Origin of the sequence: Tsuneonella sediminis (assembly GCF_051912845.1) — a bacterium.
Classification (GTDB): Bacteria; Pseudomonadota; Alphaproteobacteria; order Sphingomonadales; family Sphingomonadaceae; genus Tsuneonella; species Tsuneonella sediminis.
This window is the reverse complement of record NZ_JBNCBU010000001.1, coordinates 866,027-885,525: the sequence shown is the minus strand read 5'-3', so window position 1 is coordinate 885,525 and position 19,499 is coordinate 866,027. Positions and strand designations below refer to the sequence as shown.

The 19,499-nt window shown below is 68.7% G+C and carries 19 protein-coding genes and 1 tRNA gene; 11 read left to right on the top strand and 9 right to left on the bottom strand.

The features are described from left to right. Positions 1 to 45 precede the first annotated feature (45 nt). The 11 genes from ftsZ to ACPV3N_RS04515 all read left to right on the top strand — a co-directional run bounded on the left by ftsZ (position 46) and on the right by ACPV3N_RS04515 (position 11,035). Entirely contained in the window at positions 46 to 1,746 is a 1,701-nt protein-coding gene (ftsZ, locus tag ACPV3N_RS04565; protein ID WP_440115170.1) for a cell division protein FtsZ, read from the top strand. Positions 1,747 to 1,805: 59 nt separating this feature from the next. Beyond that, complete coding sequence (locus ACPV3N_RS04560; protein ID WP_440115168.1) at positions 1,806 to 3,632, top strand: tetratricopeptide repeat protein; 1,827 nt, start codon at positions 1,806 to 1,808, stop codon at positions 3,630 to 3,632. Positions 3,633 to 3,774: 142 nt separating this feature from the next. Then, entirely contained in the window at positions 3,775 to 4,284 is a 510-nt protein-coding gene (locus ACPV3N_RS04555) for a type III secretion system chaperone family protein (protein ID WP_440115166.1), read from the top strand. 46 nt (positions 4,285 to 4,330) lie between these two features. Then, entirely contained in the window at positions 4,331 to 5,140 is an 810-nt protein-coding gene (locus tag ACPV3N_RS04550; RefSeq protein WP_440115164.1) for a pyrroline-5-carboxylate reductase family protein, read from the top strand. A gap of 100 nt (positions 5,141 to 5,240) precedes the next feature. Further along, on the top strand, positions 5,241 to 5,969 hold the full coding sequence (locus tag ACPV3N_RS04545) for a Bax inhibitor-1/YccA family protein (protein WP_440115162.1): 729 nt from the start codon (positions 5,241 to 5,243) through the stop codon (positions 5,967 to 5,969). Between the two features lie 168 nt (positions 5,970 to 6,137). Then, on the top strand, positions 6,138 to 7,049 hold the full coding sequence (locus tag ACPV3N_RS04540) for a hypothetical protein (RefSeq protein WP_440115160.1): 912 nt from the start codon (positions 6,138 to 6,140) through the stop codon (positions 7,047 to 7,049). Positions 7,050 to 7,148: 99 nt separating this feature from the next. Then, positions 7,149 to 7,224, top strand: a tRNA-Ala gene (locus tag ACPV3N_RS04535). A 135-nt stretch (positions 7,225 to 7,359) separates the two neighbouring features. Continuing rightward, positions 7,360 to 8,418, top strand: a complete 1,059-nt coding sequence (obgE, locus tag ACPV3N_RS04530) for a GTPase ObgE (protein WP_440115158.1) — start codon at positions 7,360 to 7,362, stop codon at positions 8,416 to 8,418. A gap of 52 nt (positions 8,419 to 8,470) precedes the next feature. Further along, on the top strand, positions 8,471 to 9,604 hold the full coding sequence (gene proB / locus ACPV3N_RS04525) for a glutamate 5-kinase (RefSeq protein WP_440115156.1): 1,134 nt from the start codon (positions 8,471 to 8,473) through the stop codon (positions 9,602 to 9,604). Continuing rightward, complete coding sequence (locus tag ACPV3N_RS04520; protein WP_440115154.1) at positions 9,601 to 10,518, top strand: NAD-dependent epimerase/dehydratase family protein; 918 nt, start codon at positions 9,601 to 9,603, stop codon at positions 10,516 to 10,518. The genes proB and ACPV3N_RS04520 overlap by 4 nt, the downstream gene beginning before the upstream one ends. Positions 10,519 to 10,621: 103 nt before the next feature. Then, positions 10,622 to 11,035, top strand: coding sequence for a hypothetical protein (locus ACPV3N_RS04515; RefSeq protein WP_440115152.1), 414 nt, complete (start codon positions 10,622 to 10,624; stop codon positions 11,033 to 11,035). A 58-nt stretch (positions 11,036 to 11,093) separates the two neighbouring features. Here ACPV3N_RS04515 and ACPV3N_RS04510 read toward each other — a convergent pair whose 3' ends face one another. The 9 genes from ACPV3N_RS04510 to ACPV3N_RS04470 form a co-directional block, all read right to left on the bottom strand. Then, the gene (locus tag ACPV3N_RS04510; RefSeq protein ID WP_440115150.1) at positions 11,094 to 11,894 is read right to left on the bottom strand and encodes a phosphoadenylyl-sulfate reductase; all 801 of its coding nucleotides are present in this window, start codon (positions 11,892 to 11,894) and stop codon (positions 11,094 to 11,096) included. Beyond that, positions 11,887 to 12,324: a DUF934 domain-containing protein gene (locus ACPV3N_RS04505; protein ID WP_440115148.1), complete on the bottom strand. Its 438-nt coding sequence runs from the start codon at positions 12,322 to 12,324 to the stop codon at positions 11,887 to 11,889. The genes ACPV3N_RS04510 and ACPV3N_RS04505 overlap by 8 nt, the downstream gene beginning before the upstream one ends. Next, positions 12,317 to 13,945 carry a nitrite/sulfite reductase gene (locus ACPV3N_RS04500; RefSeq protein WP_440115146.1) on the bottom strand — a complete coding sequence of 543 codons (1,629 nt, stop codon included), beginning with the start codon at positions 13,943 to 13,945 and terminating at the stop codon, positions 12,317 to 12,319. Before ACPV3N_RS04500 ends, ACPV3N_RS04505 begins: the two co-directional genes overlap by 8 nt. Positions 13,946 to 13,947: 2 nt before the next feature. Then, positions 13,948 to 14,244, bottom strand: a complete 297-nt coding sequence (locus ACPV3N_RS04495; RefSeq protein WP_440115144.1) for a DUF2849 domain-containing protein — start codon at positions 14,242 to 14,244, stop codon at positions 13,948 to 13,950. Next, positions 14,241 to 14,996, bottom strand: a complete 756-nt coding sequence (gene cobA / locus ACPV3N_RS04490) for a uroporphyrinogen-III C-methyltransferase (protein WP_440115142.1) — start codon at positions 14,994 to 14,996, stop codon at positions 14,241 to 14,243. Before cobA ends, ACPV3N_RS04495 begins: the two co-directional genes overlap by 4 nt. 97 nt (positions 14,997 to 15,093) lie before the next feature. Next, the gene (locus tag ACPV3N_RS04485; RefSeq protein WP_440115140.1) at positions 15,094 to 16,209 is read right to left on the bottom strand and encodes a mechanosensitive ion channel family protein; all 1,116 of its coding nucleotides are present in this window, start codon (positions 16,207 to 16,209) and stop codon (positions 15,094 to 15,096) included. After that, the gene (metC, locus tag ACPV3N_RS04480) at positions 16,206 to 17,405 is read right to left on the bottom strand and encodes a cystathionine beta-lyase (protein WP_440115138.1); all 1,200 of its coding nucleotides are present in this window, start codon (positions 17,403 to 17,405) and stop codon (positions 16,206 to 16,208) included. The genes ACPV3N_RS04485 and metC overlap by 4 nt, the downstream gene beginning before the upstream one ends. After that, positions 17,405 to 18,250: a sulfurtransferase gene (locus tag ACPV3N_RS04475; protein WP_440115136.1), complete on the bottom strand. Its 846-nt coding sequence runs from the start codon at positions 18,248 to 18,250 to the stop codon at positions 17,405 to 17,407. Before ACPV3N_RS04475 ends, metC begins: the two co-directional genes overlap by 1 nt. Positions 18,251 to 18,291: 41 nt before the next feature. After that, positions 18,292 to 19,437, bottom strand: a complete 1,146-nt coding sequence (locus ACPV3N_RS04470) for a hypothetical protein (RefSeq protein WP_440115134.1) — start codon at positions 19,435 to 19,437, stop codon at positions 18,292 to 18,294. Positions 19,438 to 19,499: the final 62 nt, after the last annotated feature.

The following is a 19,499-nucleotide window of genomic DNA, read 5'->3' as shown; positions in this document are numbered from 1 at the left end:
GTGTAAGACTGTGACAGAGCATTTTTCACCCCGGAGGGGCACCCAATGAGCATCAACATCGGTCCGCCAGCCACCGACGACCTTCGTCCCAAGATCACCGTGATCGGCGTGGGCGGCGCGGGCGGCAACGCGATCGCGAACATGATCGCGGCAGAGATCGAAGGCGTCGACTTCATCGTCGCCAACACCGACGCGCAGGCGCTCTCGAACGCTTCGGCCGACAAGCGCATCCAGCTCGGCCCCGACATTACCGGCGGGCTTGGCGCGGGCGCCCGGCCCGAGGTGGGCAAGGCAGCTGCCGAGGAGACCGTCGCCGACATCGAGGACGCACTCGAGGGCGTGAACATGTGCTTCATCGCCGCCGGCATGGGCGGCGGCACCGGCACCGGCGCCGCCCCGGTCATCGCCGAGGCGGCGCGCCGCAAGGGTGTGCTGACCGTCGGTGTGGTGACCAAGCCGTTCCTGTTCGAAGGCACCCGCCGCATGCGCGCGGCGGAGGCGGGGATCGAGGAACTGCAGAAGCACGTCGACACCCTGATCGTCATTCCCAACCAGAACCTGTTCCTCGTCGCCAAGGCGGAGACGACGTTCAAGGAGGCGTTCCAGCTCGCCGACGAGGTGTTGCAGCAGGGTGTCCGCTCGATCACAGACCTGATGGTCATGCCGGGCCTCATCAACCTCGATTTCGCCGACGTGCGGTCGGTGATGCAGGAAATGGGCAAGGCGATGATGGGCACCGGCGAGGGCGAGGGCGAGAACCGCGCGCTCGAGGCGGCCGAGCGCGCGATCGCAAATCCGCTGCTCGACGGCGTGAGCATGGCCGGCGCCAAGGGCGTGATCATCTCGATCATCGGCGGCGAGGACATGAAGCTCCTCGAAGTCGACGAAGCCGCGAACCACATCCGCGAACTCGTCGACGAGGACGCCAACATCATCTGGGGCTCGGCGTTCAACCCCGACCTCCAGGGCAAGATCCGCGTTTCGGTCGTCGCCACCGGTATCGACGGAACTGGCGAGGTGATGTCGAGCGAACCGCGGTCGTTTTCGCTCGGCGCGAGCCGCGCGCCCAAGCGTCCGGTTCTCGAGCTGCCGGCGGACGACGCGTTCAATGGCGACGACGAGCCCGCAACCAGTCCGACGCTGACCCCGCCGGATGCGGCGCCCTATGAACTCGGCGCGGAGGCCGAGGCATCGGGCAACCTCGACGCCGATGACGGCGAAGGCTACTTCAGCGACGCCGCGGACGAAGGCGGACGCGCGCCGCTCGACCTGGCGAGCCTCGGCACGGCTTCCGATGACGACGCGGACGACGCCGAGGACGACTATGACGACGTCGACGGCATCGTCGATCCGCTCGCGGGGCTGCGCAACGAAGCCGAAAGCGATGATGACGCCTTCGACGAAGGCGGCTGGAACAATGGTGCCGCTACAGGCGGCAGCGACGCTGCGGCCGGTGACGACGCACCGGCTGGCGGGCAGGACGAACTCCTGCTCGATGCCGATCGCCTCGCCCAGCAGGACGAGCCGGTACAGGCGCGCCTCGGCGGCGGACGCCGGCGGGGTCTCGTGTCGGGCGACAGCGGCGGGGCCGCCGCCTCGGGCGCGGGAAGCACGCTGTTCGAACGCATGGCGAATCTGTCGCGGGGCGGCACCAAGGCAGACGAAGAGGACGAGGACGACGACGAGGACGGCGGGGCGGCCTCGCTCAGCATTCCCCGGTTCCTCAATCGGCAGAACAACCAGTAGCAGGCGACGCGCTGCCCGTTTGGCGCGGGTTCAGGCGCGTGCCGCTACAGGGGCGAGACATGTTCGATCGTTCGAAACCGACACGTAGCCGCGCCGCGGCCGCGTTGCTCGCGGCGGCGCCCCTCGCGCTCGTCGCGGCGCCTGCGGGGGCGCAGAGCTATCCGGTGGTGCAGCCAATTCCCAGCCCGGCCTCGGGCGACCTCAGCCGCGCGCTGCAGCGGCTCGCCCGCAATCCCACCGATTTCGACGCGCTCGTCGCGGCGGGCCGGGCTTCTCTCGACCTCGACGACATCGATGCCGCGGTCGGCTTCTTCAGCCGCGCCGAGACCGTGAGGGCCGGCGATCCGAGGGTCAAGGCAGGGCTTGCGTCCGCAAATCTCAAGGCGGGGCGACCGATCGAGGCACTTGCCATGTTCGATCAGGCGCAGGGTGCCGGTGCCGCGCCGGCGTCGATCGCTGCCGACCGCGGACTGGCCTACGATCTTGTCGGCGACAATGCCTCGGCACAGTCCCAATACAAGCTTGCCCTCGCGCACGGGCGCGACGACGAAGTCCTGCGCCGTCTCGCGCTGAGTCAGGCGATCGCAGGCGATACCCGCGGGTTCGAGGCGACCCTGCTGCCGCTTCTCCAGCAGCGCGACCTCGCGGCCTACCGGGCGCGCGCGTTCGGCCTCGCGATCCTCGGCAAGGAAGACGACGCGATAGCCATCGTCGAGGCGGTCATGCCGCGTGAGCTTGCCGATCGCATGTCGCCCTATTTGCGCTACATGCCCAAGCTTACCCGCGCGCAGCAGGCCTCCGCCGCCAACCTTGGCAATTTCCCCCGCGCGGCGCAGATCGGCCGGGACGATCCCCGGTTCGCGCAATATGCCGGCAGCCAGCCGGTGCCCCCCGCCGCGGCCGCCGATTCCCGGCTCGCACCTGCCGGCGAACCGCTCGGGCCGCGGTCCCGGACCGACCGACGGAGCGGCCGCGAACGAGTAGCCGCTGCGCGCCCTGCTCCCGCGGCAGCCCCGGTGACGATAACGCGTGCGCCCGACGTCGACCGGCTTGGGAATCCCATCCGCCGGCGGGTTGCATCCTCGAGCGCGGTGACTGCGGCTGCCGCTCCGCCACCGCCACCGCCCCCGCCCCCGCCCGCGGCGGCCAGCCAGCCTGATCCCCAGCCGGTCGCTTCGCCGGTTCGGGCGGCGGTTCGGCAAGGCATCGAACTGCCGCCGTTGGACGCGTCGCCTCCGCCGGAGCCGCACCCCGCGGTGCAGCCAGTCGTTGTCGCCCGCCTGCCCGAACAGTCCACGGGCGCGCCCGGGTTCAACCTCGAAGCGGTCAAGCACGCGCAAAGCCAGGGCATGATGGCGGAAGGACTGGTCCCGGCAGCCGGGGCGCCGCAACCGGCGGCGAGCGCGAGCGCATCGATCGACCCGCCGGTGACTGTCACTCCGGTGCCCGAACCCGAACCGGCGAGCGTGGCGGACGCGTTCGCGGAATTCGGGTCCGCGAGCGTCCCGCGCGCGCCGGCGGTTGGCGCGGTGGACATTACGGCGATCAGGCCGAAGCGCGAGGTCGCCGAACCGCCACCTCCTCCGCCGCCCCCGCCACCTCCACCCAAGCCCAAGGCGCCCAGCCGGATCTGGGTGCAGGTCGCGACCGGCAAAGACCTCCAGGCGCTCGCTTTCGACTGGCGCCGGTTTGGCAGGAAGGCACCCGAACTCCTCGGCAAGCGAGAAGCCTACACGGCAAAGTGGGGTGCCTCGCAACGGCTCCTGACCGGCCCGGTCGATTCGGCAAAGGCGGCGAACAAGCTCGTCGCCGATCTCAAGGCGGCGGGCATCGACGCGTTCACTTTCACCAGCGAAGACGGGCAGGAGATCGCGCCGCTCAAGTGAGGCGGCCGGCGGCGCTCCACCGTTTTTGCACAGGCTTTGAACAGGCTTGTCACGTTGTCCCCAACCGTTCGCGGCCATGCGATTGCGGGCGGCGAACCCTCCCGGCAACGAGCATCGCAATGACTGAGACGGGATCGCGGCGATGAGAACCGGGCAGGACGAATACGGGCCGGCGGCCGAGGATGCAGCCCCGGTCGACATGCTCGCCGCGCTGTTCGAGGCACGCGGTTGGACCCACGAAATCGTCTCGGCGGACGAGATCTCGGCTGAGATCCAGGGCGCATGGACAAGCTACCAGGTGCGCGCGATCTGGCGCGCCGAAGACAACGTCCTGCAACTGCTGTGCCTTCCCGACATTCGCGTTGCGGACGGCAAGCGCGACGCCGCGCACGAACTCCTCGCGCTCGTCAACGAGCAGCTCTGGCTCGGCCATTTCGACGTCTGGTCGCAAGGGGGAATGCTGGTCTACCGCCACGGTCTGCTGCTGGGTGACGAGGGGCTGCTCGGGCTCGGGCAGGCGCAAGGGTTGATCGAGACCGCGATAGACGAATGCGACCGGTTCTACCCTGCGTTCCAGTTCGTGCTGTGGGGGGACAAGAGCCCGCGGGACGCGCTTGCGAGCGCGATGGTGGACGCCGCCGGCGAGGCGTGAGGGCCGGGGCCTAGCATCGCCGCGCCGTGCGCCCTAAGGCGGCGAGATGATCGCATTCCAGTCTATCCTGATCGCCGGCTACGGCTCGATGACGGGCGCCATGCTCGACGGTTGGCTCGCTTCGGGGCTGAAACCGGATATCTTCACCGCCTATGGTCCGCGCGAGAAGCCCGTCCCGGAAGGCGTGCGCTTCACGACCAGCGTTCCGGAAGGTGCGTTCGACGCGCTCGTCCTCGGGTTCAAGCCGCAGATGCTGAGCGAGGCCGCACCGCCGCTCGAACCGCTCGCAGGCCCCGGGACCGTGGTCGTGTCAGTCCTTGCCGGGGTCGAACTCGCGGCGCTCGCCCAGCGGTTTCCCCGGTCCGGGGGCGTGGTGCGGCTGATGCCCAATCTTGCCGCTGCCCTTGGCAAGTCGCCCAACGGGCTGGTCGCGCGGGGTATCGACGACGCTGGGCGGGATGCGGTGACCGAACTCGCCGCGCGGCTCGGCAGCGCGGAATGGCTGGCCGACGAAACCCAGTTCGACCTCGTCACCGCGCTCGCGGGCTCGGGGCCGGGCTTCGTCTACCGGTTCATCGATGCGCTGGCGGCCGGCGCGACCCGGCTGGGCCTCGATCCCGTCCAGGCGGAACGGCTGGCGGTGGCGATGGTCGACGGGGCAGGCGCGCTGGCGGCAGCTTCGCCGCATTCGCCGGGCGATCTCGCGCGCAAGGTGGCAAGCCCGGGGGGCATGACGCAGAAGGGCCTCAACGTGCTCGACGAGGACGAGGCGCTGACTCGACTGGTCACCGAAACCCTGCGCGCTGCCCGCGATCGGGGGCGCGAAATGGCCGCTTCGGCGCGCGACGAGGGTTAACGCGATTTCGACCGGTTTCGCTTGAAAAAGGGGGGCGAACACTCGATATTCGCCCTGTCGCCCGCGCACGGATGCTGCGGGCCAGAGGAGTAGGAAACACATGGCCGATTTTGAACCCCGCACGACGACCACGAGCTTCGGCTCGGTGCCGCGCGCCGGTGGCGCGGTCGTCTACGACGAGGGCCTGCGCCAGCACATGCTCTCGATCTACAACTACATGACGAGCGGCGTGCTGCTGACCGGCATCGTCGCTTTGCTGACCGCCAATTCGGGCCTCGCCTATTCGTTCGCGAGCGGGCCGCTGATGTGGCTCGTCGCGCTGTCGCCGCTGGCGATCGTGTTCGCCATGAGCTTCGGCGCGAACAGGTTCAGCCAGGGCACGCTCCAGGTGATGTACTGGGCCTTCGCGGTGTTGATGGGCCTGAGCCTGTCGACGATCTTCCTGGTCTACACCGGCGGGTCGATCGCGGTGACGTTCTTCGCCACGGCGGCGGCGTTCGCCGGCCTCAGCCTCTACGGTTACACGACCAAGCGCGACCTGTCGGGCATGGGCAAGTTCCTGCTGATGGGGGTGATCGGCCTCATCGTGGCGAGCATCGCCAACATGTTCATCGGCTCCGCGCCGTTCATGTACGCGATCAGCTTCATCGGCGTGCTCATCTTCGCCGGGCTGACCGTCTACGACACGCAGAAGCTCAAGGAACAGTATGCTCACCTGCGCGGTACCGACTGGGCCGGCAAGGCGGTGATCCTCGGGGCGCTCAACCTGTACCTCGACTTCATCAACATGTTCCTCTTCCTGCTGCGGTTCATGGGCAGCAAGGAGTAATCCGGGCGACCGTTGGTCGCACGCGAGATTCGGTTCATCGTGCCCGGGGGACATCGCGTCCCTCGGGCATTTTCTTTGCGCGGCCGACGGAGTAGGCGCGGTAGTGCTTCAGGCGCGCGAAAGGCGCGGGCTGTCAAATTCGATGCGGGCAGAGGAGGGCCGCGCCGCATGTTTCAGTTTTCGAGTTCGCGTATTCGTCTCCTGGCGGTCGCCGGCGCGCTTGCTGCGCTCGGCGCGTGCGCGACCCCGCCGCCGCCCCCGCCGCCGCCGCCTCCGCCTCCTCCGCCGGTGAAGGTCATTCCGCCGCGCCCGACGCCGCCGATGGGTGCTGTCGCCGGGATGGCGATTCCAGCGATACAGGGCGACGGGGTGCGCCATACGGTGAACTATCAGCTGACCCCGGCCCAGACGACGTGGAACCTGCGTTCGGCGCTCAACGTCGCCGCGCTCAACTGCCTTGAACCGAGGTACGATCCGATCCTGCAGGGCTACAAGGGGCTGCTGAAGACCCATGCACGGGGGCTGTCATCGGCCAACCGGACTCTCGAAAGCGAATTTCGCCAGAAATACGGGCCGGGCTTCCGCGACGTGCTCGATGGCTACATGACGCAGGTCTATAACTATTTTGCGCTGCCGCCCGCCCGCAACGCGTTCTGCGAGGCATCGCTTGGAGTTGCCAACGAACTGGCGCTCGTCGCGCAGGGTGACCTCGACGCGTTCGCCGCGCGCAGCCTGCCGAAGATCGAAGGCGTGTTCGACGATTTCTTCCGCGCCTACGAGCAGTACCGGGTCGAAGTCGCGCGGTGGGACGCGGAATACAACCCGACCGCGCTGACGGCGACCGTGACCGGTTACGTCAACCCGCTCGATCCGGCGGTGAACGTGCCGCCCGGCGCCACCACGGTAGGCGCGATGCCGCCGCTGCCCCCGTCAAGCCAGCCAGCCCCGGAACCGGTTATCGTGCTGACACAGCCGGCCACCTCGTCCGCTCCCGCGCCTTCCTCCGCGCCGGTTATCGTCCAGATGCCGGATGCCGAGGAGACGCCGACGATCCAGTTGCCGCTCGGCACGTCGGACTGAGCCGGAAAAAGGGGCGGTTTTGCTCTTGGCAAGCCACCCCCGCTTCGCCTAAGGGGCGCGCTCGCTGGCGACCTGACGGCAGCGACATGGAACTGGAACGGGGCCGTAGCTCAGCTGGGAGAGCGCGTCGTTCGCAATGACGAGGTCAGGGGTTCGATCCCCCTCGGCTCCACCAGTTACCTTTCGATTCATCCGATCGCGTTTCCGTTTCGCCCATGGGCGGGGGACGTCGGCCTCGCGGCTTCGCCGGTAACGATCCCGCGCCCACCGCGACTTTCAAGCGTCGCCATTTACGCGTAGCGCAGTTCCCATGCATTTCCTCGACCAGGCCAAGATCTTCATCAAGTCCGGCGCGGGCGGCCCCGGGGCCGTCAGCTTCCGGCGCGAGAAGTATATCGAATACGGCGGCCCTGACGGCGGTAACGGCGGCAAGGGCGGCGACGTCGTGTTCGAGGCGGTGCAGGGCCTCAATACGCTGATCGACTTTCGCTACACGCAGCACTTCAAGGCCCAGCGCGGCGGGCATGGCATGGGCAAGGACCGGACCGGGGCGAGCGCGCCCGACCTCATCATCCAGGTGCCCGTCGGCACCCAGATCCTGTCCGAGGACAAGGAAGAGATCCTTGCCGACTTCACCGAGGTCGGTCAGCGGCTCACCTTGCTCGAGGGCGGCATGGGCGGGCGCGGCAACGCGAGCTACAAGACCAGCACCAATCGCGCTCCGCGCCAGCACCAGCCGGGCATCCCGGCGCAGGAGATGTGGGTGTGGCTGCGCTTGAAGCTGCTCGCCGACGTGGGTCTCGTGGGCCTTCCCAACGCGGGCAAGAGCACGTTCATCAACCAGGTCTCGAACGCGCAGGCGAAGGTGGGTGCCTATGCCTTCACCACGCTCGTGCCCAAGCTTGGCGTGGTGCGGCACCGCGGGCGCGAGTTCGTGCTTGCGGACATTCCCGGGTTGATCGCCGGAGCGGCGGAAGGCGCGGGGATCGGCGACCGGTTTCTCGGCCATATCGAACGATGCCGGGTTCTTATCCATCTGATCGACATCGCCGGCACCGATCCGGCCGAGGCGCTCGCCATCGTCGAGGACGAGCTGGCAGCCTATGGCGAGGGGCTTGACGACAAGCCCCGCCTGATCGCGCTCAACAAGATCGATCTCGCCGATGCCGAGCTTGCCGAGGGATTTGCCAGGGAATTGCGCGAGGCGGGGGCCGCCGCGGTCTTCCCGGTTTCGGGGGCGACGGGCGAGGGGATCGAGGCGTTGCTCGACGCAGCGCTTGCCTATCTTCCCGACCGCACGGCGACCGAGACCCGCGGCAGCGAAGTCGAGGATGCACCCGAGGAGGGCGGCGACTGGTCGCCTGTCTGAGGTCGCGCTCGCCGCGTGACTGTCGCGCGCGGCTTCGCTAAGCGCCGCGCGAATGACGTTCGCGGCTCTCTCCCATATCGCCGATCCGGCCATTTGCCCGCGCCTGGTGATCAAGGTCGGCTCGGCGTTGCTCGTCGAGCGCGTCGGAACGTTGCGGCGCGAATGGCTGGCGGCGCTGTGCGGGGAGATCGCAGAGGCACGCGGGCGCGGCCAGCAGGTGGTCGTGGTCAGTTCGGGCGCCATTGCGCTTGGTGCGGGGAGGCTGGGGCTGTCCGGCGGCGGGCGCGCCAGCCTTGCCGACGCGCAGGCCGCCGCCGCGGTGGGCCAGATCGCGCTTGCCGGCGCATGGGATGAACTTCTCGGGGCAAGGGGTCTCGTCGCGGCCCAGCTCCTGCTCACCCTCGACGACCTCGAGGACCGTCGCCGCTACCTCAACGCCTCCTCTACGCTGGCGTGCCTGCTCGACCAGGGCGCGGTGCCGGTCGTCAACGAGAACGACAGCGTCGCCACCGCCGAGATCCGGTTTGGCGACAACGATCGCCTTGGGGCGCGGGTCGCGCAGGCTGCAGCGGCTGACGCGGTTGTCCTGCTGAGCGACGTCGACGGGCTGTTCGACCGGGACCCCGGCGATCCGGCGGCCGAGCTGGTCCGCGAGGTGCAGGGCGTCGACGAGACCATCCGGGCCATGGCGACGGGAGGATCGGGTTCGGGCATGGGCTCGGGGGGCATGGTCTCGAAGCTCGAGGCAGCCGAGATCGCAGGTCGGGCCGGCATCGCGCTGGCGATCGTGAACGGAACCCACGCCCGTCCCATCGAACACGCGCTGTCCGGAGACAAGGGCACGCTGTTCGTGCCCCAGCGGCGTGACGGCGGGCGCAAGGTGTGGCTGGGCGGGCGGATCGCACCTGCCGGGGTTCTCACGGTCGATGAAGGGTGTGCTGCCGCGCTCGGGGCGGGATCGAGCCTGCTCGCCGCCGGGGTGACAGGGGTCGATGGCGACTTCGCCCGCGGCGATCTCGTGACGATCCATTCCGCGAAAGGAGATCGGCTCGCGCAGGGGCTGGTCGAGTACACCGCCGCCGAATGCCGCGCGATCGCCGGACGCAAGGCCGGCGAGCAGGCTGGACTCCTAGGGTATGCTCCCCGGGCGGCGGTGGTCCACCGCGATCATATGGTGCTTCTGTGAGAGGGCCGCTCGTCGCCCTGACCGGTGCCACGGGATTCGTCGGGCGCGCCGCGCTGGAAAAGCTGTGCGGGGCCGGGATGCAGGTGCGCGCGCTCGCCCGGTCCGTCCCGCGCGACCAGACCGCCGCCCAATGGATCGAGGGCGACCTGTCCGACATTGGCGCGCTCGCGCGGCTGGTCGACGGCGCCGAGGCCGTCCTCCACGTCGCGGGCCTGACCACGGCGCGCGACGCGGCGGCGTTCGAGGCTGTCAATGTCGCCGGAACCCTCAACGCGGTGAAAGCGGCGACGGAGGCGGGGGTGCCGCGCTTCGTGTGCGTGTCGTCGCTCGCGGCGCGGGAGCCGGCACTCTCCGCCTACGGCGCGTCGAAGGAGCGCGCCGAGCGACTGGTCGCGGCGAGCGGACTCGACTGGACGATCGTCCGGCCGCCCGGGGTCTACGGACCGTGGGACCGCGACTATCTCGAGATGTTCAGGCTGGCGAAGCGGGGCCTGGTGCCGGTCCCACCGCCGGGGCGCAGTTCTCTCATCCACGTCCATGACCTTGCCGACCTTCTCGTTTCGCTCGTGCCCGGCGGGGAAGGGGTGACACACCGCATATTCGAACCCGACGATGGACACCCGGGCGGCTGGAGCCACCGCGAGCTGGCGCGGGTGATCGGCTGGGCGGTGGGCCGACGCCCGCTGGTGGTCCATCTCTCGCGCCCGCTACTCGAGCATGCCTCGCGTGCCGACCGGCTGCTGCGCCGCTCGCGCGCGCGACTGACGCGCGACCGGGTTGGCTACATGGCGCACCCCGACTGGGTCGCGCGTCCTGAAATGGCCGTTCCGCCCGGTCTGTGGCAGCCCCGCATTCCGACCCGCGACGGCCTCAAGGCCACCGCGCGCTGGTACCGCGAAAACGGCTGGCTCTAGCGCGCTGAGTCGACTCGGCGTCCGGAGCGTGCATAGTCCCGCGTGCGGGTCGCGAGTCGCGCCCGGGGCAAGACTCCAGGCGCGACGTGCAGGGGGATTTGCCATGAAGAAATTCGTTGCCGCAACCGCGCTGGTCGCGCTTGCCGCGTGCTCACAACCGGCCCCGGAACCCGAAGCCGATGCCGCCGCAACCGAGGCGGCCGCGCCTGAAGCCATGACGAACACGCTCGCCGCCGACGGCAAGCCCTCGCACGGCAAGTTCGAAGTCACGATGCCCGACGGCCAGAAAATCGTGGCCAACGTCAAGCCGGATGGCACGTACGAGGTTACCGACGCGAGCGGTACGGTCGTCGATACCGGCACCTGGGAACAGAAGTCGCCCAACCAGTATTGCGAGACTTCCTCGAAGGAGGGTTCGACGCAGGTCTGCTACAACGAGGAGGTGGTTGACGGTGTGTACCAGTCGACCGATCCCAAGACCGGCAAGGTTTCGACCGTAGTCCGCCTCGATAGCTGAGGGCGGTTCGCGAGAACGCGCCAGCGTCGGAGCAGTCTGGCGCTGACGCCCGCGCCGTTTACAGGAAGGGTTCGTACCCCGGCGGCAGCTCGCCGTCGGGACCGAGCTGGACGGGCGTGTGGATGCCGCATTCGGTCTTGTCCCACCCTTTCCAGCGGCCCGCGCGCGGGTCTTCGCCCGGCGCCACCTTGCTGGTGCACGGGGAGCAGCCGATCGAGGGATAGCCGCGTGCGACAAGCGGATGCGCGGGGAGTTCGTGCGCCGCGACGTACGCGGCGATCCGGTCCGCGTCCCAATCGATCAGCGGGTTGATCTTGAGGCGCCCGGCGGTGTCCGACCGGTCGATCTCGAAGCGGGGGAGGTTGGCGCGGGTCTGCGACTGGAACGCCTTGCGACCGGTGATCGAGGCATCGAAGCTTTCGAGAACCCTCGCCAGCGGGCGCACCTTGCGGATCTCGCAGCAGCCGTCGGGATCGTAGGACCAGCGCAGGCTGGTCTCGTCGCGGGAAGCAAGATCGGCCGGATCGGGCGCCAGCACGAGGAGGTTGGTCATTCCCAGGCGATCAAGCAGCGCGTCGCGATAGGCGATCGTCTCGGTGAAATGCTTGCCGGTGTCGAGGAAAAGCACCGGTGTGGCGGGCGCGACGGCGGCAATCTGGTGCAGCAGCACCGCGCTTTCGGCGCCGAAGCTCGATACCGCGGCGACACGGCCGGCCAGTCCGCCGCGCAGCACGCCTTCGAGCACCGAGGCGGTATCGCACCCTTCGAAGCGGCGATTGAGCGCGGCAGCGTCCGCGGGCGTGAACCGGGGTCCCGTGTCGATCCGGTCGGTGAACCTGCCGATGCCGAGGTCAGCCATGGGTCACCGGGTGGCGCAATGCCCAGATCGGCGTGCGGTCGTCGGCTGCGGGTTGGTAGACGTGATCCCAGCGCGAGAGGGCGGCTTCGGCATCGGCAGGATCGAGCGGGCGGTCGGGTTCGAAGGCATCGAATCCGCAGCGGCGCATCGCGAAAAGCTGGTCGACGAGCACGTCGCCCACCGCGCGCAGTTCTCCGGTGTAACCCGCCTCGCGCAGTATGCGCGCGGCACTGTACCCCCGGCCGTCGGTGAAAACCGGGAAATTCACCTCGATCAGCCGCAGGTCCGCGAGGTGAGGTATGAGCGCCCGGGCATCGTCGCCCGGCTCTATCCGCACAGCCGCGGAATTTGCCTGCTGGATATATGAATCGACCGTGACGGCCGGGTGATCGACCGGCTCGTCTTCGCGGAATCGCAACAGCTCAGCCATAGAGCGCCTCCTTGAACGGCTCGAGCCCGATGCGGCGATAGGTGTCGAGGAACCGCTCGCCTTCGCTGCGCTGCGCAAGATAGACCCCGGTCGCGGTCTCCACCGCGTCGACGATCCCTGCTTCGTCGAAGCCGGGGCCGACAATCTTGGCAAGCGAGGTGTCTTCCGCTTCGCTGCCACCCAGCAGCAGCTGGTAGTTCTCGGTCCCTTTCCGGTCGACGCCGAGGATGCCGATGTGACCCGCGTGGTGGTGCCCGCAGGCATTTATGCACCCCGAGATCTTGATCTTCAGCTCGCCGAGCTCTGCCGACTTCGGTGCAAGCCGCTGGCTCAGCTTCTGGGCGACCGGGATCGAGCGGGCGTTGGCAAGGCTGCAGTAGTCGAGCCCGGGGCAGGCGATAATGTCGCCTGCCATATCGAGGTTGGCGGTGCCGAGGCCCGCTTCGTCAAGCTTCTTCCACAGCGCGTGGAGGTCCGCCTGGCGAACGTGCGGCAGGACGATGTTCTGCGTGTGGGTCACGCGCATCTCGTCGAACGAATGGATCCGGGCGAGGTCGGCGATCAGCCGCATCTGGTCGGACGTCGCATCGCCGGGGATGCCACCGACCGGCTTGAGGCTGATCACCGCGGCGACATAACCGGCCGCCTTGTGCGGGACGGTGTTCGTATCGACCCACAGCGCGAAATCCGGGTCCGACCGGTCGACACCGCGCGGGAGGCCGGTCTCGAACGGCGGATCGGCGAAGAAGGCGGAGATGCGCTCGAGTTCCGCCAGTGGCGGCTCGATGCCCTGCGTCCGGAGGTGGGCGAACTCGTCCTCGACCTGGCGCCGATATTCCTCCGCGCCAAGCTCGTGGACGAGGATCTTGATCCGCGCCTTGTACTTGTTGTCACGACGGCCGTGGCGGTTGTAGACCCGCAAGGCGGCCTCGCAGTAGGTGACGAGGCTGTCGATCGGCACGAATTCGTTGATGCACGGCGCGATCATCGGGGTGCGGCCCATGCCGCCGCCGACCCAGAACTGCGCGCCGATCTCGCCCGCGTCGTTCCTGACGATCCGGATGCCGATATCGTGCAGCTTCATTGCCGCACGGTCGGTCGCGCTCGCGATCACGGCGATCTTGAACTTTCGCGGAAGCGCGGTGAATTCCGGGTGGAAGCTCGACCACTGTCTAAGAAGTTCGGCGTAAGGCCTTGGATCAATTACCTCGTCGGCCGCGGCGCCGGCAAAGTGGTCGGAGCTGATGTTGCGGATGCAATTTCCGCTCGTCTGGATCGCGTGCATCTCGACCTTCGCGAGATCCGCAAGGATGTCCGGCGCCTCGGCGAGCCTGATCCAGTTGTACTGGATGTTCTGACGGGTGGTGAAATGGCCATAGCCGCGATCGTACCTGTCGGCGATGTCGGCGAGCGCATGCATTTGGCGGCTGTCGAGCGTGCCGTAGGGTATGGCCACCCGCAGCATGTACGCGTGCAGTTGCAGGTAGAGCCCGTTCATCAGCCGCAAGGGTTTGAACTGGTCCTCGGTGATCTTGCCTGCGAGGCGCCTTTCCACTTGGTCGCGAAACTCCGCGACGCGGGCATCGACCTGTTGCTGGTCCCACTTGTCATACTCGTACATCGTCAGATCACCCAGTTGCCGGCTTCGGGATCGGCGGGCTTGAGGGTCAGGTCCGGCCGCACTGTGGGTCCGAGCGCGCGGATGCGGTCCTTGATGTGTGCCGGGCGCACGCCGCCTGCGGTGCGCTCGCCCTCGATCACGTAAGGCGCGTTAACGCGGCGGGCGGCTTCCTCGCGCGCGGCGATCGCATCGGCCTCGGGGCCGGCATCGACCGCGTCCTCGACGTGCAGCGACCAGTCGTAGCCGGTCCACCAGGTGACCGCGCCGGTCTTCAGATCGTTTCCGGTCAGGATCTTCATGCAGCGGCCTCCGCCAAGCGAGCGACGGCAGCGTCGTCGCGCGTGGTGACATCGCCGATCACGATGAGTGCCGGGCTCTTGACGGCCTCGGCCACGACGAGGTCGGGGAGCGCCGCCAGCGGACCGCGCAGCACGCGCATCTGTGGCCGGCAGGCGTTCTCGATCACTGCCAGCGGCATCTCCGGCGCGAGACCGTCGGCCATAAGCTTTTCAGCGATTTGCGGCGCGGTCTTGACGCCCATGTAGATGACGAGCGTGCGCCCCTTGCCGGCAAGGCCGGCCCAGTCCTGTTCGCTGAGCCCCTTGCACTGGCCCGCCACGAAACTGACCACGCTTGCCGCATCGCGGTGCGTCAGCGCGATCTGTGCTGCGGCGGCCGCGCCGTTGGCGGCGCTGATGCCGGGCACCACCTCGACCGGCACGCCGGCGGCGCGGCAGGCCTCGGCTTCCTCGCCCCCGCGCCCGAACACCAGCGGGTCGCCGCCCTTCAGGCGAACGACGTCGCGCCCGGCGAGCGCTTCGCGCACGAGCAGGGCATTGATCGCGTCCTGCGGCAGGGTGTGACGCGCGCGGCTCTTGGCTACAGAAACGAGCTTGGCCGCGGGCGGAGCAAGCGCGAGTACCGCAGGATCCACCAGCCCGTCGTGGACGATGATGTCCGCGCGCTCGATCAGGCGGGCGGCACGCAACGTCAGGAGATCGGGATCACCCGGACCCGCGCCGACGAGATGGACTGTTCCGGTTCTGGCCATGGCGGCGAGATGCGCGCGGGCACGCAATCTCGCCAGCCAGATTGCCTGTCAGCGGGGGAAGGCGCGATTTTGAAATCTGCGGTTTGACCGCGCCAAGCTAGCCTTCCGAAGGCTGCGGACCGGCCCTGTCCGGCTGTTCGATCCGCTGGGAAATCGCCGCCACAAGCTGCTGGAACTGGGCATTGTCGCGCAGGTTGAGGTCGCGCTGCGGGAACGGGATCTCCACCCCGTGCTCTGCAAACAGGTCCCACAACCGCTTGAGGACGTCCGATTTGACGTTGCCGACACCGTCCTCGGGATCGTTGATCCAGCAATGAATCACGAAGTTCACCGAGCTGTCGCCATAGGCATCGAGCCAGCACACCGGAGGCGGCGTCTTGAGCACGCGTGTCGCGCCCTTCGCCGCCTCGAGCATCAGCTTCTCGGCCAGCTTGAGGTCGCACTCATAGGAGACTCCGACCGGCACCTGGATGCGCACGTTGCGCGAGGAATACGACCAGTTCTCGACCTGGTTGACCATCAGGTTCTCGTTCGGGATCAGGTATTCGCGCTGGTCGCGGGTGGTCAGCGAAACCGCGCGGATGCCGATCTTGCGGATCTGTCCAAAGGTCATGGTGCCGGCCGAGTCGGCGATTGCGATCACGTCGCCGGGCTTGATCGAGCGGTCCATCAACAGGATGATCCCGGCGATCAGGTTGCCGAAGGTCTTCTGCAGGCCGAACCCGATCGCGAGCCCGAATGCGCCCGAGAACACCGCCAGCGCGGTCAGGTCGATGCCGAGGATGTCGATTCCCAGGAGAACGGCGATGGCCCACACCGCGATCGTGACGAGTTTTTCGGCCAGCAGGCGCTGGGTCTCGTCGAACCGTGAAAGCCGCCGCAGCGTCCGCCGCGCGAAACGGCTGAGGAAGAACGCCAGCAGGTAAATCCCGACGAGGACCGAGATGAACACGATCGCGTCCCACATCGACAGGTGGAACGAGCCGAGATCGATGGCGAAACCGTCGAGCGTCTCGACGACCCCGGCCGCGGTGCCGCCATTTTCGCTGACCGCTTCCTTGATGCCGTCCGCCGCCTTGATCGCCGTCTCGGGGGATGCCGTGGCCGTCGGCACGGGGAAAGGGGTCGCCGGAGGCAAAGCCGCGGTAACCTCGCCCACGGCACCCGAGGGATCGGGGATCGCGGTGTCCGTCGGCAGCGGGGTTGCTGTCATCTGTCGTCCATTGCTGCCAAAGCGCGCTCGAGGTCGGCGATCAGGTCCGCGGGATCCTCGAGGCCGATCGAGAACCTGATAGCCGCGCCTCCCTCGCTTGCCAAATCCGCCGGCGGCCACGCGGTCACGCTGCGCGGAGGATCGAACGGCACGACAAGGCTTTCATAGCCGCCCCAGCTGAAACCGATGCCGAACAGTTCGAGCGCGTCGATGAACCGGGCGCGCTCGCCCGCACCGCGGCCCGCCAGCACCACGCTGAACAGGCCGCAGCCGCCGGTGAAATCGCGGCTCCAAAGCGCGTGTCCCGGCGCGCCCGGCAGCATCGGGCAGAGCACCCTGGCCACCTCGGGCCGGGCATCGAGCCAGCGGGCGATCGAAAGCGCGGCGGCTGTCGAATGTGCGAGCCGCACGCCCATCGTCCTCAGTCCTCGCAGAACCAGCGCGGCGTCGTCCGGCGAGACCACGTTGCCGAGGCTCTGCGCTGTCAGCCGCAGCTTGCGGTGCCAGTCGCGCCCGGCGCTTGCCGAGCCCATCATCACGTCTGAATGACCGCCGGCATGCTTGGTCAGGCTCATGACCGCGATGTCGCACCCGTGCCGAAGCGCGGCAAAGCCGAGGGGTGAGGCCCAGGTGTTGTCGATCACGCTGACCGCGCCCTTTTCGCGCGCGATGCCGGCCAGTGCGGGCACGTCGCACACTTCCATCGTCAGGCTGCCCGGGCTTTCCAGCATCACCGCCGCGGTGCGCTCGCAGAACGCCGCGGCATATGCGTCGAGGTCGAGCGGATCGAAGAAGCGCGCCTCGATGCCGAACCGCGCGAGCAGGCCCTGCGCGATGCTGCGCGTCGGTTCGTAGGCGTTGTCGGTGACGAGCAGCACGTCGCCCGGTTTTAGGACCGTCAGCAGCGCGCCGGCGATCGCCGCCACGCCGCTCGGATAAAGGACGGTCCCGTCGGCGCCCGGTTCGATCGCGGTCAGTGCGTCGGCCAGCGCCCACTGGGTCGGCGTCCCGCGCCGCCCGTAGTAGAAATGGCCGTCCTCGTTCGGCCGTCCCCTGGCGAGGTCCGCGCTGTCGGCGTATAGGTGCGTGCTGGTGCGCCAGACCGGCGGGTTGACCGCCGCCCCCGTCCATTCGGCCTTCCGGCCTCCCGTGACGAGGCGGGTGGCCGCCTTCGTGTCGCGCGTTCGCTTGGCCATCAGGCGGCGGCTCCGGTTTCCTTGGGCGTCGCGGGATCCGCGCCCCATTCGCTCCAGCTCCCGTCGTAGAGCGCCGCGTCGTCGATGCCGATGAGGTGCAGCGCGAACAGGAGGACCGATGCGGTGACGCCGCTGCCGCACGACGCAACGACCGGCCGGGCAAGATCGACGCCCGCCCTTTCGAAAGCGGTCCGCAGTTCGCTCACCGGGCGGAAGGTGCCGTCCGGGCGGTAGAGATCGCGGAAGAACAGGTTGCGCGCACCGGGTATGTGGCCCCCGGGAAGGCCGTGGACGGTGTCCTCGGTCTCGCCGGTAAAGCGGGCGGAATCGCGCGCGTCGACCACCTGCTCGGAGCGGGTGCCAAGGTTGGCGAGCATCCCGTCCTTGCGGCGGACCGGCCTGCCAAATTCCCTGGGCGCAAGGAGAACGGGATCGGCATCGGCCTCGCCCGCCTCGACGGGCCTGCCTTCGGCTCGCCACTTCGCCAGACCTCCGTCGAGGATCGCGACGCGCTCGAACCCGTATCCGGTCAGCATGAACCACGCGCGGGCGGACGTCCTCACCTCGCTGTCATCGTATATCACCACGGGTGCCTCGCGCCTCACGCCGAGCGCTCCGACCACGCTTGCCGCGCGCTCGGGGCCGGGCAAGGTATGGCCAACGGGTGATTTCGGATCGACAAGCCGCGACAGGTCGAGGAACCGGGCTCCCGGGATGTGAGCCTGCAGGAATTCGGCGCCAGCGTCGCGTCCGGCGGCGGCAAGGTGGCGCGATGCATCGAGGACGACGAGCGCTTCCCCGCGGAGTTCTCGCGCGAGCCAGTCGGTGGAAACGAGGCTGTCCATGCGCGACAGGCGTAGCGGCCCCGAAGCGCACGATCCAGCGGCTAATCGAGCGCGGTCTGGCCCACGGCGTGATAGACCTGCGGCATCTCGTCGAGCCGGAACGGCTGGAGGCGCTGGGCGCCCGGCGGACGCAGCCCGACGACGAAAGTACGGGCGACCGGCTGCGCCCCTTCCGCCTCCGCGCGAACCCGCAGTAGCGGAACGTAGACCACCGCCTTGCCGTGCGGGATCGGCCGGATCTCCTCGACTGGCAGCCGGAACTCGCCGCTGAAGGCGATGCTCTGGCCCGGGTCGAGCCGCTCGACCGTCTGCACCGGCGCGAGCGGAACCGATGGATCGGCAAGTTGTGCCTGCGCGGGAACGCGAGCGTGGGCGGTTACGAGATCGCCGCCGAAGGTCACGTTCTCGAGCGGCATCGCGCCGCGGTTGGTGATCCGCAGCTCGTAGCTAAGCGTCGCGAATCGCATGCTGCGCGCCAGCTGCTTGGCCTGCGCATCGATCACCAGTGCCAGAGGCGAGGGCCCGACGCGCGCGGCGGGCGACGCGGTATCTGCCCCGCTCAGGTCGGCCGGTGACGCCGGGCGCGGCGGCACGATTTGCGGAGCCTCGACGGCATCGGCCACGCTCCGGCGGCGCATCCACACCACCGCGCCGACACCCGCTGCGAGCAGCAACCCGGCAAGCGCCACAAGCCAACCCGGCAGCCCGTCATTCTCGCTCTCCCCGGCGTTATCGAGAGTGGACGAGGGGGGCGGGGGTGCATCGACCGACCCGGTGGGCAGGGGCAGGGCCTCGGATTCGGCCGTCGTGCCGGGAAACGGTGCCGCCCCGTCGATGACCGCTTCCGATTCGAGCGGTGTCGGGCTCGCCGGAGGGGTGAACCGGGGCGGTAGCGAGCTCCCGCGCGGAGGGCTGACCACGCGGGGTGTCGGCGTCGGCGAGGGCAGAGGCTCGGGAGGCGGAGCCGGAGTCGCGGTCGGGCGCGGGGTCGGCGTGGGGGTGGGTGCGCGCGGGCGTGTCAGGATCGGCGCATCGGGATCGACCGGGCCTTGCACGTCGGTGGGGGTCGGGGTCGGGTTGGTCGGCAGGCGGAATCCGCCCGGCGTGCCCCCATCCTGGGCACCTCCGGGTACGGCCGCTGCTCCGACGGCAAGCGCAACAAGACTGGCGGATAGGTAGTGCTTCATGGCTCCCGACGGGACTTCCCAAGCGTCCGGCGCGCTGAATAGGCACTGAATTGCCCAAGTCC

Bases quoted from the DNA above. Each gene is read 5' to 3' on its own strand.
- ftsZ (WP_440115170.1), top strand. From the start codon at position 46: ATGAGCATCAACATCGGTCCGCCAGCCACCGACGACCTTCGTCCCAAG.
- ACPV3N_RS04560 (WP_440115168.1), top strand. From the start codon at position 1,806: ATGTTCGATCGTTCGAAACCGACACGTAGCCGCGCCGCGGCCGCGTTG.
- ACPV3N_RS04555 (WP_440115166.1), top strand. From the start codon at position 3,775: ATGAGAACCGGGCAGGACGAATACGGGCCGGCGGCCGAGGATGCAGCC.
- ACPV3N_RS04550 (WP_440115164.1), top strand. From the start codon at position 4,331: ATGATCGCATTCCAGTCTATCCTGATCGCCGGCTACGGCTCGATGACG.
- ACPV3N_RS04545 (WP_440115162.1), top strand. From the start codon at position 5,241: ATGGCCGATTTTGAACCCCGCACGACGACCACGAGCTTCGGCTCGGTG.
- ACPV3N_RS04540 (WP_440115160.1), top strand. From the start codon at position 6,138: ATGTTTCAGTTTTCGAGTTCGCGTATTCGTCTCCTGGCGGTCGCCGGC.
- obgE (WP_440115158.1), top strand. From the start codon at position 7,360: ATGCATTTCCTCGACCAGGCCAAGATCTTCATCAAGTCCGGCGCGGGC.
- proB (WP_440115156.1), top strand. From the start codon at position 8,471: ATGACGTTCGCGGCTCTCTCCCATATCGCCGATCCGGCCATTTGCCCG.
- ACPV3N_RS04515 (WP_440115152.1), top strand. From the start codon at position 10,622: ATGAAGAAATTCGTTGCCGCAACCGCGCTGGTCGCGCTTGCCGCGTGC.
- ACPV3N_RS04510 (WP_440115150.1), bottom strand. From the start codon at position 11,894: ATGGCTGACCTCGGCATCGGCAGGTTCACCGACCGGATCGACACGGGA.
- ACPV3N_RS04505 (WP_440115148.1), bottom strand. From the start codon at position 12,324: ATGGCTGAGCTGTTGCGATTCCGCGAAGACGAGCCGGTCGATCACCCG.
- ACPV3N_RS04500 (WP_440115146.1), bottom strand. From the start codon at position 13,945: ATGTACGAGTATGACAAGTGGGACCAGCAACAGGTCGATGCCCGCGTC.
- ACPV3N_RS04495 (WP_440115144.1), bottom strand. From the start codon at position 14,244: ATGAAGATCCTGACCGGAAACGATCTGAAGACCGGCGCGGTCACCTGG.
- cobA (WP_440115142.1), bottom strand. From the start codon at position 14,996: ATGGCCAGAACCGGAACAGTCCATCTCGTCGGCGCGGGTCCGGGTGAT.
- ACPV3N_RS04485 (WP_440115140.1), bottom strand. From the start codon at position 16,209: ATGACAGCAACCCCGCTGCCGACGGACACCGCGATCCCCGATCCCTCG.
- metC (WP_440115138.1), bottom strand. From the start codon at position 17,405: ATGGCCAAGCGAACGCGCGACACGAAGGCGGCCACCCGCCTCGTCACG.
- ACPV3N_RS04475 (WP_440115136.1), bottom strand. From the start codon at position 18,250: ATGGACAGCCTCGTTTCCACCGACTGGCTCGCGCGAGAACTCCGCGGG.
- ACPV3N_RS04470 (WP_440115134.1), bottom strand. From the start codon at position 19,437: ATGAAGCACTACCTATCCGCCAGTCTTGTTGCGCTTGCCGTCGGAGCA.